The organism is Prosthecodimorpha hirschii (assembly GCF_001305515.1).
GTDB lineage: Bacteria > Pseudomonadota > Alphaproteobacteria > Rhizobiales > Ancalomicrobiaceae > Prosthecodimorpha > Prosthecodimorpha hirschii.
On the sequence record NZ_LJYW01000001.1, the window covers coordinates 201,021 to 214,548 of the forward strand.

Below are 13,528 nucleotides of genomic sequence, written 5' to 3' on the forward strand. Positions count from 1 at the left end.
GACCGGTACGGCAGCATGCCTCTTTCTTGCGTGATTTCAACGCCGGCGGCAGATATCCGGACTAGGTGGGCCTGGTCGGTTCCGGTGCAACCACGCCCTTGCGCAAGGCGACGTTGCCATAGAAGCGGCGCTCGCCGGTCCGCACGATCGCATAGGCGTTTGCCGCGCGGGCATAGAAGGCGTGGCGTTCGAGACCGACGAGCGGACGATGGCGCCCTTCCGCCGCGTCGACGACCAGCTGGGCCTCGGCCTGCACGTCCGGGACCGCCGCGGGATCGCCGACCACCTCCATCCGGGCCAGGGCATCGTCCACGAAATCGTCGAGCGGATAGAGCGTCAGGATCGCCGCCAGCGCCTGCGGCAGGGACAGGTTCTCCATGCTCAGCGACCGGCCGAGGCGGGTCTGGCGGGCGACGGAGTCGGCCGGGAAATTGGCATCGACCAGAACGAGATCGTCGCCATGGCCCATGGCCATCAGCGCGTGCAGCAGATCGGCATTGAGCCGCGGATCGAGTCCCTTCAGCACGGCGCGTCCTCCGATTTCGTGCGGGCCGGCAGGATAGCGTCGGCGACCGGGACCGCAATGCGCCACCGGACCTATTCGGCGGAGATGCCCCTTGCTAGTCTCCCGCCCGAACCGCCCGGCTGACAGGGGCGGATGGGTGCCCGACGGGCCATTCCCCCGCCGCCGTGGCGACCGGACGCCCGGCGCTGCGGTCCGGGGGCGTCCGGCGCGGTCCGGCGGGAGGACATCGGCAATGCGCACGCGGCGATTCGATCGGATCGGGAATGGCGGTCTGACCTTCACCGAACTCGGCCTCGGCACGGCGCCGTTCGGCAATCTCTACAAGGCGATCACGGAGGCGGAGGCGGACGCCGTGCTGGAGGCGGCCTGGACGAGCGGCGTGCGCTACATCGATACCGCCCCGCAATATGGCTACGGCCTGTCCGAGACCCGGCTGAACCGGTTCCTGCGCGGCGTGAAGCGCGACGACTATGTCATCTCGACCAAGGTGGGCCGCCTGCTCAAGGCCTGTCCGCCGGCCGAGCGCTCCGGCCAGGGCAAGTTCTTCGACACGCCGAGCCGCCGCGAGGTGTTCGACTACAGCTATGACGGCGTGATGCGCTCGTTCGAGGCCTCGCTGGAACGGCTGGGGCTCGACCGGGTCGACATCCTGTTCGCCCACGATCTCGATGTCTTCACCCATGGCAGCCAGGCGGCCCTCGACGAACGGCTCGAGGCGTTCATGCGCTCGGGCTACTACGCGCTGCTCTCGCTGCGCGACCAGGGCGCCATCCGAGCCTTCGGCGCGGGCGTCAACGAATGGCAATCCTGCGAAACCATGGCGCGGCGGGGCGACTTCGACCTGTTCCTGCTCGCCGGCCGCTACACGCTCCTGGAACAGCAGGCTCTCGACAGCTTCCTGCCGCTGTGCGAGGCGCGCGGCATCGGAATCGTGCTCGGCGGGCCCTACAATTCCGGCCTCCTCGCCACCGGTCCCCGCCCCGGCGCCTTCTACAACTACAATCCGGCGCCGGCGGAGATCCTGGACCGGACCGGACGGCTGCAGGCGGTCTGCCAGCGGCACGGCGTCCGCCTGATCGAGGCGGCCTTGCGCTTCCCCCTCGCCCACCCGGCCGTGGTCTCGGTGATACCGGGCGGCCAGAGCGCCGCGGAGGTGCGCGGCAATCTCGACATCCTCGGAGCGACCATTCCGGACGCGCTGTGGGCTGACCTGAAGCGCGAAGGCCTCCTCGCCCCGAACGCTCCCGTCCCCGGCGAGGCCCGGTCGTGACCCGGCGCATCGACGCCCACCAGCATTACTGGGAACCCCGCCGCGGCGACTACGGCTGGATGCCGGCCGACGATCCGGTGCTGTCGCGCTCCTATCGGCCGGCCGACCTCGCCCCCCAACTGGACGGGGCCGGTTTCGAGGCGACCGTTCTGGTCCAGGCGGCACCGACCCCGGACGAGACCGAGTATCTGCTCGGCATCGCCGACGCCTGCCCGACGGTCGCCAAGGTGGTCGGCTGGATCGACTTCGAACGGCCGGACCAGCGCGCCCGCCTGGAGCGCTTCGCCGCACATCCGAAATTCGCCGGTATCCGCCCGATGATCCAGGACATCGCGGATGTCGACTGGATGCTGCGGGCCGACGTGCAATGGGCCTTCGCGGCCGCGGGCGACCTCGACCTGACCTTCGATGCCCTCGGCTTCTCCCGTCACCTCGACAACTTCCTGACCGTCTTCCGCCGGAATCCGGGCCTGCGGGTGGTCGTCGATCATGCGATGAAGCCGCGCATCCGCGACCGCGGCACGGCCGCCGACGACTTTTCGGCCTGGGCGGCCGGCATGGCCGCGATCGCGCGGGAGACGCAGGCCTTCTGCAAGCTGTCCGGACTGGTCACCGAAGCCGAGCCGGGATGGACGATCGAGGCGCTCAAGCCCACCGTCGACCATCTGCTCGATACATTCGGCCCGCGGCGGCTGATGTTCGGCTCGGACTGGCCGGTCTGCCGGCTCAGGACCGAATATGCCGGCTGGGTCTCTGCGGCGGAGGCGCTGACGGCCGATCTCGGCGCGACCGATCGGGCCGAGATCTTCGGCGGCACCGCCGCCCGGTTCTATCGGATCGGCCGGCGCTGACGGCGGCGTGGCGGAGATCGAAGCGGCCAGCCGCGCGACGGTTCCGCGGCAGTGCCGATGCCAACGCGGCATCCGCTCGGAAGAACTTGAATAAGGCCCGGCAAGTTTCTGTTTTCAAAAACCTTTCGGATCGGCTCGGAGCTGGATTCAGATACCCGGAAACCGGATCACATTGTCGGTGGCGACCGGTTCGGGCGCGACGCGCTGTCCGGTCCGGATGCGGTCGAAGGCACGGGCGATCGCATCGCCGAGCGCTGCCTCCGAGAAGGGCTTCCATAGGACTTCGATACCTGCCGGCGCCGCCTGCTCCAGCATCTCGCTGTAGCCGGTCATCAGGATCACGGGCAGGTCGGGTCGGCTGCGGGCCAGGCCCTCGGCGAGGTCGAACCCGGATTGACCCGGCATCACGACATCACAAAGAACCAACTCATAGGAGTTGCTCGCCAGCGCGGCCGCAGCCCGTTCGGCGTCGGCAACCCAATCGGCGGCATAGCCGAGACCCTTGAACATCCCCATCACGGAGGCCGCCACGCCGGGATTGTCCTCGACCAGCAGCACGGCATGGCATGGCCGGTCCGCTTTCGCCGCCGGATCGCCCGGTTCCACGGAGGCCTGAACGGCCGTCTCGACCCGCGGCAGCCAGAGCGTGATCGACGTGCCCCGTCCCAGGGTGCTTTCGATCGTCACGGCTCCGCCGGCATTGCGGGCGAAACCGTAGACTTGGCTGAGACCGAGTCCCCGGCCCTTCCCGTGTCCCTTGGTGGTGAAGAACGGCTCGAAGACCTTGCCGAGATGATCGGGCGCAATCCCGGAGCCGGTATCGCGGATCGTGATCGCGACGGCCTCGCCAATCAGCGGCAGGGAGGCGTCGTCGGCGGCGACGTTACGGGCCGACAGGATCAGGCGCCCGCCCGCCGGCATGGCGTCGCGCGCATTGACGGCGAGATTGATGAGCGCCACCTCGAACACATTGCGGTCGATCCGAACGGGCCCGAGGTCGCGCGCCATTTCCACCTCCACATCGATATCGGTGCGGGTGGACTGAACCATCAGACGTTTCATGTCCGCCGCCTGGTCCTGCAGATGGATCGTCGCGGCGTGGGCAGCGGATGGCCGCGAAAAGGCCAGCAATTGACGGGTCAGCGTCTGACCCCGCTCCGCCCCGGCCACGATGGCATCGATCAGACGGCCGGACCGGGCGGGTTCGGTGGCGCGCCGGCGCAGGGCCTCGGCGCTGCCGCGGACGATCATCAGGATATTGTTGAAGTCATGCGCGACGCCGGCGGTGAGACGGGCCACGGCCTCCATCTTCTGTGCCTGATAGAGGGCCTCCTCGATGGCGTGCCGCTCTTCCTCCATCTGCTCGCGGATCAATTGTTCATCTTCCAGCGCGCGGCGCGCCTTGCTTTCGCTCTCTGCGAACCGCGAGGCGATGCAGGTCATCGCGAACAGTCCGAGCGCACCCGCGATCCCGATCAGCAGAGGCCACAGCATGGCCTCCCGCCAGGCCTGCCAGACGCGGGCATCGTCGATCGAAACGGTGACATAGAGGGGGTATCCGGCCACCTTGTGATAGCCGATCGTCCTGGGCACGTTTTCAAAGACACCGCGGCCCGCAATGACATCCCAATCCGGCTTCTTCGCGATCGTATTGAGGAACCGCTCAAGCCGCGCCTCAGGGCTCTTGACGTTGGGCAGCTCCGGGAAACGGACCAAGACCGTTCCGTCATCGCGCCACAATGTGACATGATTAATTCCACTATTACTGAATTTCCGAAAGTACGAATAGAAATAATCAGGCTGCACCGAGATCGCGGTCACGCCCGCAAAGCTCCCGTCATCGCGTACTCTGCGATGGCTTAGTTGAAAGAACTTCACATCCTGGACGCGACCACTCAAAAGGTCGCTGAGAAATGGCTTGTCATGCTTGACTTGAACCTGGAAATATTCCCGGTCCGACAAATCAAGATTGGCGGGCAGAGGAAAGACGTTTGCGCTGATCAGAGGACGACCAGACTCATCGAGAACCCATATGTCTTGGACCTGGGGATAGTCCCGGCTGAAGCGCTGCAGCTTCAGATGCATCCGCCTTTCCTGGAGCCGAATCTGGTCGTTGGTAAGGCCGTCGGTCGCCTCATCGACATAGGCGCGGATCAGTTCGAAGGTGCCGAAGATCCGAGCAACATGCTCCTCGATCAGCATGAGCTGGCTCAGCACGGTCTCGCGGGCGCTGCGGACGCGCTCGAAATAGGACAGGACAGCAAAGCCGGCCAGAAACGCAACGGGCACGAGCAGGCTGCCGACCGTCGCGATGCCGAAGGCCCAACGGCCCAGGGCCATTGAGCGCCCGGAAGCGCGGCTTCTCGAATCGACCGGTTCGGAAGGCTTCATCAGTCACTTGACCCGCGAACTGGCACCGTCCGTCCCACGGCCCCGACATTCCATCGCCTCGAATGTCTTGAAGGTCAATCGCCTCTTCAGGCGACGGTTGCAAGCCACAAGATTCCCGGTGTGTCGGGATCCGCCCGAAACGTCACGCGGTCAGGGAGAAGCAACGCGTCCATGGGGCCGAGGCGTTCGACGCGGTCTTCAACCGTCACGGTTCCGCCCCCGGTCTGCCAGAGCAACAGCCCGGGACCAGATGTCAGCTGCGTGCCGGACGCCAGGTCGATTCGCTCCAGGCGTGCGGCATGGCCTCGGCGGACCATCAGGTTCAGGTCGGTGACCGGCCCACCCGCCAGGCGGCCGACGGTCGGCGCGTCGCCCGGAAAGGCGAACGGATCCGAGCCGCGATCGAGCCGGACCGTGCCGATCCCCTCGACCGTCAGGATCAGACCGTCGCCGGACAGGATGCCGATGATGCGGTCGATGCCCGGGAAGGTCGAGAACGGCCCGTCGCTGGCCACCTCGGCGGCCGAGAGCCGCCAGTCGAAGTCGTCGAGCCCCGCCCCGTCCGGCGAGACGGCGATCTCGGTCGTCACCCCGCCGCCATTCTTCCAGGGCTTAGGCACGCGGGCAGCGGCGGGGAGAAGGACGGGCCGGCTCACCCGAGGATGCCCGGCAGGTCGAGCCCCTGTTCGCGGGCGCAATCGAGCGCGATGTCGTAGCCGGCATCGGCATGGCGCATGACGCCGGTCGCAGGATCGTTCCACAGCACCCGGCCGATGCGCTTCGCCGCCGCCTCACTGCCGTCGCAGCAGATGACCACGCCGGAATGCTGCGAGAAGCCCATGCCGACGCCGCCGCCGTGATGCAGCGAGACCCAGGTCGCCCCGGAGGCGCAGTTGAGCAGCGCGTTGAGCAGCGGCCAATCGGAGACCGCGTCGGAACCGTCCTTCATCGCCTCGGTCTCGCGGTTCGGCGAGGCGACCGAACCCGAATCCAGGTGGTCGCGGCCGATCACGACCGGCGCCTTCAGTTCGCCGCGCGCGACCATCTCGTTGAAGGCGAGGCCGAGCCGGTGGCGGTCGCCGAGGCCGACCCAGCAGATGCGCGCCGGCAGGCCTTGGAAGGCGATCCGCTCGCGCGCCATGTCGAGCCAGTTGTGCAGGTGCTTGTTGTCGGGCAGCAGTTCCTTGACCTTGGCGTCGGTCTTCCAGATGTCCTCCGGATCGCCCGACAGCGCCGCCCAGCGGAACGGTCCGATGCCGCGACAGAACAGCGGCCGGATATAGGCCGGCACGAAGCCGGGGAAATCGAAGGCGTCGGCGACGCCCTCCTCCTTGGCCATCTGGCGGATGTTGTTGCCGTAGTCGAGCGTCGGCACGCCGGCATGGTGGAAGTCGAGCATGGCGCGGACATGGGCCGCCATCGAGGCGCGCGCCGCGGTCTCGACCGCCTTCGGATCGCTCTCGCGCCGGCTCGCCCATTCGTCCAGCGTCCAGCCGACCGGCAGGTAGCCGTTGATCGGATCATGCGCGGAAGTCTGGTCGGTGACCGCATCCGGGCGCACGCCGCGGCGCACCAGTTCCGGCAGGATCTCGGCGGCATTGCCGACGAGGCCGACCGAGAGAGGCTTCTTGTCGCGGCAGCTTTGCTCAATGATGGCAAGCGCTTCGTCGAGGTCCTTCGCCTGGACGTCGAGGTAGCGCGTCTTCAGCCGCATCTCGATGCGCGACGGCTGGCACTCGATCGCCAGACAGGAGGCCCCGGCCATGACGGCGGCGAGCGGCTGAGCCCCGCCCATGCCGCCGAGGCCAGCGGTCAGAATCCAGCGGCCCGACAGGTCGCCGCCATAGTGGCGCCGGCCGACCTCGACGAAGGTCTCGTAGGTACCCTGCACGATGCCCTGGCTGCCGATATAGATCCAGGAACCGGCCGTCATCTGGCCGTACATCATCAGGCCCTTGCGGTCGAGCTCGTGGAAATGGTCCCAGGTCGCCCAGCGCGGCACCAGGTTGGAATTGGCGATCAGCACGCGCGGCGCGTCGGCATGGGTGCGGAAGACGCCGACCGCCTTGCCGGACTGGACCAGAAGGGTCTGGTCTTCCTCCAGCCGCTTCAGCGTCTCGACGATCCGGTCATACTGGTCCCAGTCGCGCGCAGCGCGGCCGATGCCGCCATAGACGACCAGCTCGCCCGGCTTCTCGGCGACTTCCGGATCGAGATTGTTCATCAGCATGCGCAGCGGCGCTTCGGTCATCCAGCTCTTGGCGTTGAGCTCAGGACCGCGCGGGGCGCGAATGACGCGGGCATTGTCGATCCTGGAGACTGGGCGGGAGACGGGTCGGGTCATGGACGGGCTCCTTCGAGCGCAAAGGCAAGGCAGGTCTTGAGGACGGAGACGAGGCGGTCGCGCATCGGCGCGGCGAAGGCGGGGTCCCACGGCGCCGGCCAGGTGTCGGGGCCGAGCCGCCCGGCCGGATCGGACATGTAGCCGCGACAGGCGAGTTCCATCTGTACCGCATGGACGCCGTCGTCCGGCCGGCCGAGGCTGCGGGTGATGAAGCCGCCCTTGAAGCGGCCGTTGGTGACGCGGTCGAAGCCGCCGCCCGACACCGCCGCCTCGATTCCGGCGGTCAGCGCCGGATCGCAGCTCTGACCCGAATTGGTGCCGATGTTGAAGTTCGGCAAGGCGCCCTCGAACAGGCGCGGAATGACCGAACGGATCGAGTGGCAGTCATAGACCACGACCCGCGGATGGAGCGCCCGCAGCCGCACGATCTCGGCGGCGAGCGCCGCGTGGTAGGGCTCGAAATAGGTCTCCCGCCGTGCCGCGATCTCGGCCGCGTCGGGCTCCTGCCCGGACCGGTAGAGCGGCTCGCCGTCGAAGGTCTCGACCGGGCACAGGCCGGTCGTCGCCTGGCCCGGATAGAGCGAGACACCGGAAGGGTCGCGGTTCACGTCGATCACGGTGCGCGAGACCGCCGTGTGGACCACGGTCGCGCCGAGCCCGGCGGCGAAGTCGTACAGCCGGTCGATCCACCAGTCGGCGTCCTTGCGCGCCAGCCAGGGCGAGACGAGCCGGTCCTCGATCGCGGCCGGGATGTCGGTCCCGGTATGGGGGATCGAGACCAGCAGCGGCGCGTCGCCGCACGTGACGGTCAGCCAGCCGGACGCGGTCATCAGACGAGCTCCGGCAGGTCGAGGCCGGCGGCGGCGATGACGGCGCCGGTCCGGACCAGACGGTTGGCGGCCTCCATGTCCGGATGGAAGTGGCGGTCGTCGTCGAGATGCGGCACCGCGGCGCGCACCGACCGGCGGACGGCTTCGAGCGGCGCCGAGGAGGTCAGCGGCGCATGGAAATCGACGCCCTGCGCGGCGGCCAGAAGCTCGATCCCGATCACCGCATCGGCATTGGCGATCATGCCGAGGAGACGGCGCGCACCATGGCCGGCCATGGAGACGTGGTCCTCCTGGTTGGCCGAGGTCGGGATCGAATCGACACTGGCCGGATGGGCCATCTGCTTGTTTTCGGAGACCAGCGCGGCGGCGGTCACCTGTGGGATCATGAAGCCGGAATTGAGCCCCGGCTTCGGCGTCAGGAAGGCCGGCAGACCGGACAGCGCCGGATCGACCAGCATGGCGATGCGACGTTCGGCGATCGAGCCGATCTCGCACACCGCCATGGCGATCATGTCAGCCGCGAAGGCGACCGGCTCGGCGTGGAAATTGCCGCCCGACAGGGCCTCGCCCTCCTCCGCGAAGATCAGCGGATTGTCGGAGACGCCGTTCGCTTCCGTGCCGAGAAGCCCGGCGGCGCTTCTGAGCACGTCGAGGACCGCGCCCATGACCTGGGGCTGGCAACGCAGGCAGTAGGGATCCTGCACGCGCGGATCGTCGACCAGATGCGACTGGCGGATGGCGCTGCCGGCCATCAGGCGGCGCAGCGCATCGGCCGTTTCGATCTGGCCCCGATGGCGGCGCAGGCGATGGATGCGCGGATCGAACGGGGCGTCGGAGCCGCGCGCCGCGTCGGTCGAGAGCGCGCCGGTCACCAGGGCGGTCCGGAACAGCCGTTCGGCCTCGAACAGACCGGCCAGCGCATAGGCGGTCGAGAACTGGGTGCCGTTGAGGAGCGCCAGCCCCTCCTTGGCGCCGAGCGTCAGCGGCGCAAGCCCGGCCCGCGCCAGCGCATCGGCGGCCGGGACATGGGCGTCGCCGACCAGGATATGGCCGACGCCGATCATGGCGGCGGTCATATGGGCGAGCGGCGCGAGGTCGCCGGAGGCACCGACCGAGCCCTGGCAGGGCACGACCGGGATCAGGTCGCGCGCCAGCATGGCGACCAGGAGATCGATCACCTCCGGCCGGACGCCCGAGGCGCCCTGCGCAAGGCTCGCGAGCTTCAGCGCCATCATCAGCCGCGCGACCGGCTTCGGCATCGGCGCGCCGGTTCCGGCGGCATGGCTTAGCACGATGTTGCGCTGGAGCGTTTCCAGGTCGGCATCGGCGATCCGCACGCTGGCGAGTTTCCCGAAGCCGGTATTGATGCCGTAGACGGGCGCACCGGCCGCGAGGATGCGGCGGACGGCCTCGGCACTGGCGGCGATCTTCGGACGGCAGGCCGGATCGAGCGCCAGGTCGGCGCCCTGCCAGACGGCACGCCAGGACGCGAGCGAGACCTCGCCGGGATGGATCGGAATGCTCATCGGCCTCTCCGGATGCGGGCGTGCAGGGGATTGAAACCGAGCCGGTAGACCAGCTCGGCGGGACGCTCGATGTCCCAGATGGCGAGATCGCACCACTTGCCGGCCTCGATCGTGCCGGTCTCGGCCGCCGGCCCGAGCGCCTGGGCGGCGTGGCGCGTGATGCCGAGGAGGCATTCCTCGACGGTCATGCGGAACAACGTCGCCGCCATGTTCATGGTCAGCAGCAGCGAGGTCATCGGCGAGGTACCGGGATTGCAGTCGGTCGCTACCGCCATCGGGACGCCGGCCGCCCGGAACAGGTCGATCGGCGGCGCCTTGGTCTCGCGGATGAAATAGAAGGCGCCGGGCAGGATCACCGCCACCGTGCCGGCCGCCGCCATCGCCGCGGCACCCTCGGCGTCGGTATATTCGAGATGGTCGGCCGACAGCGCGCCGAAGCGCGCGGCGAGCGCGGCCCCGTGCAGGTTGGAGAGCTGGTCGGCATGAAGCTTGACCGGCAGGCCGAGCGCCGTCGCGGCTTCGAACACGCGGGCCATCTGCTCCGGCGAGAAGGCGATGCCCTCGCAGAAGCCGTCGACCGCATCGGCGAGACCGTCCGCAGCGATGGCCGGCAGCATCTCGGCCGCGACCTTGGCGATATAGGCGTCCTTGTCGCCGCCGGCCTCGACCGGCAGCGCATGGGCGCCGAGGAACGTGGTGGCGACGCCGATGTCGCGGACCGCAGCGAGACGGCGTGCGGCGCGCAGCTGCTTGGCCTCGTTGTCCAGATCCAGGCCGTAGCCGGACTTGACCTCGACGGTGGTCACACCCTCGGCGATCAGGGCATCGAGCCGCGGCAGCGTCGCGGCGACGAGATCGGCCTCGCTCGCCGCGCGCGTCGCCTTGACGGAGGAGACGATGCCGCCGCCGGCGCGTGCGATCTCTTCGTAGCTCGCCCCCTGCAGGCGCAGTTCGAATTCGTGGGCGCGATCGCCGGCATGGACCAGATGGGTGTGGCAGTCGATCAGGCCGGGCGTGATCCAGCGGCCGGCGCAATCGACCGTCTCGGCGGCATCGCGCAGGCCCGCCGGCATGTCGGCTTCCGCGCCGGCATAGACGATCCGGCCGCCGCTTGAGGCGACGGCGCCGGCCTCGACGATCCCGAGCCCCGGCAGGCCGGGGGCCATGGTGGCGAGCCGGGCATTGCGCCAGAGGCGGTCGGGTCGGGGCATGGTCATCGCGCTCTCCCTGCGGTCATTATGTATAGACATATGACCGGACCACACGCAAGAGGGTGGTCGGTATTTCCCCCTTCCGAAGGCGCGATGACAAGGCGACAGAGCACAAGCGACGCACGGAAACGCAAACGGGGCGCCGCATGGCGGCACCCCGGGATCAGGCGAACGGCAGGAAAAAGGCGGCGGATCAGTTCGTGATCAGCGCATACTTGTTGGCGTGCTGGCCGCGGTTGATCACCTTGACGGTGAAACTGCCGTTCCAGCGCGGCGTCCAGCCGCAATAGACCACGTCGCTGGCGTCGGTATCCGAGCAGATCAGGTTGCCGTTCTGGTCGTAGACGAAGAGATCGAGATCGGTGCGGCCGGAGCCTTCGGCATAGACCTCGGCATAGCGGCCGCCGGCGAAGCCGACATTGGAATAGGTATCGGTGCCGCGCGCCGGCACGACATTGACGTTGTAGCCCGGGCCGGCCAGGCGCCCCTTCGGCTGCGTCGCGACCACGTCGTCGGCCAGGGCCGCGATGGTCGGGTCGTTGCGCGACATGGCCTTGGCCTCGGCCAGGATCGAGGCGACCGTCAGGATGGCGCTGTCGTCGGTCGCCCCCGTGGCGCCGCCTTCGGTCTTCGGCTGGCGCTCGATCGGGTGCAGCGGGGCCTGGGCGCGCAGCTGCGCGGCGACCACCAGGGCGGCGGGGCTGCGGTTGGCGCGGCCGAAATCGACCAGTTCGCGGGACATCTGCAGGTATTTGGCGATCGCCTCGCCGTCTTTCTTGGCGGACCCATCGGCGCGGTTGACGCCCTCCTGGGATGACGCCGGGACGGCAAGGCCGGCGAGGAGGGAGCCGGCGAGAAGGACGGCAATGCGAACCGGACGCGTGATCATGATTTCCCCCGTGGCATCGAACCGGCAGCGAGCCGGATCGCGAGAACCGGCCCGCCCACCCGGTTGAAACGCGACGGCGGGACCTTAAGCCCTTGCACCGCCACGACGCAACGACGGCCTGCGTGACAAATTCCGTCATCCGCATGGTCGGTTGCGCCGCCGGGGCGTGCGACGGTGCATCCCTCGCAGGATGACGGAATTTTTCACGGGAGGACGTCGTCGCGAGAGGGTAAAACGGCATGTCCTTCGACTCGAACCCCGCTCTCCGGGCGGCACGGTGACCATGGGCCGACGCGCATTCCCCCTCGTCCTTGCCGGCGTCTTTGCCGTCACTCTCGCCGCCGGCGCGATCCTGCTGATCCGCCCGAGCTGCAGTTGTGCGCCGGCCCCGCGGACCTCCGCCGCCGATCCGGCGCCGCCGGCCGCTCCGGCCCCGTCCGCCAGCCCAGCTTCGATCGCCCTGGCGGCGACCTTTTCGGTCCATGCCCTCGGCGGAGAGGAGGCGCCGGCCGTCGGCACGGCCTTCCGCGACGCCGCGACCGGGTTGATCGTGACCACCGCCCATGTCGTCGGCGAGGCCGAGGCGGTCATGCTGGTCGACCGCAACGGCCACCGGGCTGAGGCGCGCGTCGCCGCCCGCGATGCGATCAAGGATATCGCCGCTCTGACCGGCGGGCCGAACGGGCCGGGTCTCCTGGTTGCGACCGAGGATCGCCTGATTCCCGGCGACGAGGTCCTGGCCGTCGGCGCCCCGCTCGGACTCGGCCATTCGGTCACCCGCGGCATCGTCTCGGCGCTCGGTCGAGAGATCGATGCGCGCTCGCCCTATCCGGCCATCCAGCACGACGCCGCGCTCAATCCCGGCAGTTCGGGCGGACCGCTGGTCGACCGCGCCGGCCGCGCCGTCGGCCTCAATGCCGCCATGCCGGACGGCTTCCGGCGCAATGTCGGCATCGGCTACGCCATTCCGGGCTCGGTGGTCGCCCGCTTCCTGGCCGATGTCGCCGCCGGCCGGCCGGTCGGCACGCGCACCATCGGGCTGGTCGCGCGGAGCATCGAAGGCGAACTGGCGCGGGCGCTCGGCACCCCGGCCGGCAGCGGCGTCCTGGTCGAGGAGATCGCGCCGGGCGAAGCCGCCGACCGGGCCGGCTTGCGGGCGGGCGACGTGATCGTCGGAGCTGCCGGCCGCAAGGTCGGGCGCGCCTTCGACCTGACGCTGGCGGTCGATGCGGCCGGCATCGACAGGCCGGTGCCCCTGACCGTGCGCCGGGCCGGAACCGAACTGACGCTCAACCTGCCGCCCGCACCGTCGTCCGTCGTTACCCCGTTTGCGGCGCTGACGCCCGACGGAAGGGCTGCGCCGCTCGCCGCCGGCCGTCCCGATGCCGCCGGTCTCGGCCTTGCCTTCGCGTCGAGCGGCAGCGAACTCGCCGAACCGGATGCCGGCACGCCGGCTGCGGCCGCCGGCATCCGCGCCGGCGATACCGTCCTGGCGGTCGGCACCGATCCGGTCGCCTCCGCCGACGACGCCCGAACGCGGGTCGCCGCCCGCCCGGCCGCCACCGCCGTGTTGCTGCTGCGCGGTGCCGACGGCGGCACCCGCTACGTCCTGGTCGATCCGACCAAGGGTCCCGGCGACAACCTGGGTGCGCGGGGCAACGTCCGACCCCGCGACAGCATCGGCTTCTGA

The 13,528-nt window shown here is 69.2% G+C and carries 11 protein-coding genes; 3 read left to right on the top strand and 8 right to left on the bottom strand.

The genetic code is table 11. The features are described from left to right. Positions 1–61 precede the first annotated feature (61 nt). The gene (locus ABB55_RS00790; protein ID WP_054357103.1) at positions 62–526 is read right to left on the bottom strand and encodes an RbsD/FucU family protein; all 465 of its coding nucleotides are present in this window, start codon (positions 524–526) and stop codon (positions 62–64) included. 232 nt (positions 527–758) lie between these two features. Here ABB55_RS00790 and ABB55_RS00795 point away from each other — a divergent pair, with 232 nt between their 5' ends. Further along, complete coding sequence (locus ABB55_RS00795; RefSeq protein ID WP_054357104.1) at positions 759–1,796, top strand: aldo/keto reductase; 1,038 nt, start codon at positions 759–761, stop codon at positions 1,794–1,796. Beyond that, complete coding sequence (locus ABB55_RS00800; protein ID WP_083463239.1) at positions 1,793–2,647, top strand: amidohydrolase family protein; 855 nt, start codon at positions 1,793–1,795, stop codon at positions 2,645–2,647. Before ABB55_RS00795 ends, ABB55_RS00800 begins: the two co-directional genes overlap by 4 nt. Positions 2,648–2,794: 147 nt before the next feature. Here ABB55_RS00800 and ABB55_RS00805 read toward each other — a convergent pair whose 3' ends face one another. From ABB55_RS00805 to ABB55_RS00840, 7 genes are all read right to left on the bottom strand, one after another. Then, positions 2,795–5,038, bottom strand: coding sequence for an ATP-binding protein (locus tag ABB55_RS00805; RefSeq protein ID WP_083463240.1), 2,244 nt, complete (start codon positions 5,036–5,038; stop codon positions 2,795–2,797). An 86-nt stretch (positions 5,039–5,124) separates the two neighbouring features. Beyond that, the gene (locus tag ABB55_RS00815; RefSeq protein ID WP_338053641.1) at positions 5,125–5,799 is read right to left on the bottom strand and encodes a HutD/Ves family protein; all 675 of its coding nucleotides are present in this window, start codon (positions 5,797–5,799) and stop codon (positions 5,125–5,127) included. Then, positions 5,691–7,382, bottom strand: a complete 1,692-nt coding sequence (hutU, locus tag ABB55_RS00820) for a urocanate hydratase (protein ID WP_054357108.1) — start codon at positions 7,380–7,382, stop codon at positions 5,691–5,693. The genes ABB55_RS00815 and hutU overlap by 109 nt, the downstream gene beginning before the upstream one ends. Beyond that, positions 7,379–8,212, bottom strand: coding sequence for an N-formylglutamate deformylase (gene hutG, locus ABB55_RS00825; RefSeq protein ID WP_054357109.1), 834 nt, complete (start codon positions 8,210–8,212; stop codon positions 7,379–7,381). The genes hutU and hutG overlap by 4 nt, the downstream gene beginning before the upstream one ends. Beyond that, positions 8,212–9,738, bottom strand: coding sequence for a histidine ammonia-lyase (gene hutH, locus ABB55_RS00830; RefSeq protein ID WP_054357110.1), 1,527 nt, complete (start codon positions 9,736–9,738; stop codon positions 8,212–8,214). Before hutH ends, hutG begins: the two co-directional genes overlap by 1 nt. Next, the gene (hutI, locus tag ABB55_RS00835) at positions 9,735–10,949 is read right to left on the bottom strand and encodes an imidazolonepropionase (protein ID WP_338053660.1); all 1,215 of its coding nucleotides are present in this window, start codon (positions 10,947–10,949) and stop codon (positions 9,735–9,737) included. The genes hutH and hutI overlap by 4 nt, the downstream gene beginning before the upstream one ends. A 193-nt stretch (positions 10,950–11,142) precedes the next feature. Continuing rightward, on the bottom strand, positions 11,143–11,838 hold the full coding sequence (locus ABB55_RS00840; protein WP_054357112.1) for a hypothetical protein: 696 nt from the start codon (positions 11,836–11,838) through the stop codon (positions 11,143–11,145). A 283-nt stretch (positions 11,839–12,121) separates the two neighbouring features. Between ABB55_RS00840 and ABB55_RS00845 the strand changes: the two genes are divergently transcribed. Further along, positions 12,122–13,528: a trypsin-like peptidase domain-containing protein gene (locus ABB55_RS00845; RefSeq protein ID WP_054357113.1), complete on the top strand. Its 1,407-nt coding sequence runs from the start codon at positions 12,122–12,124 to the stop codon at positions 13,526–13,528.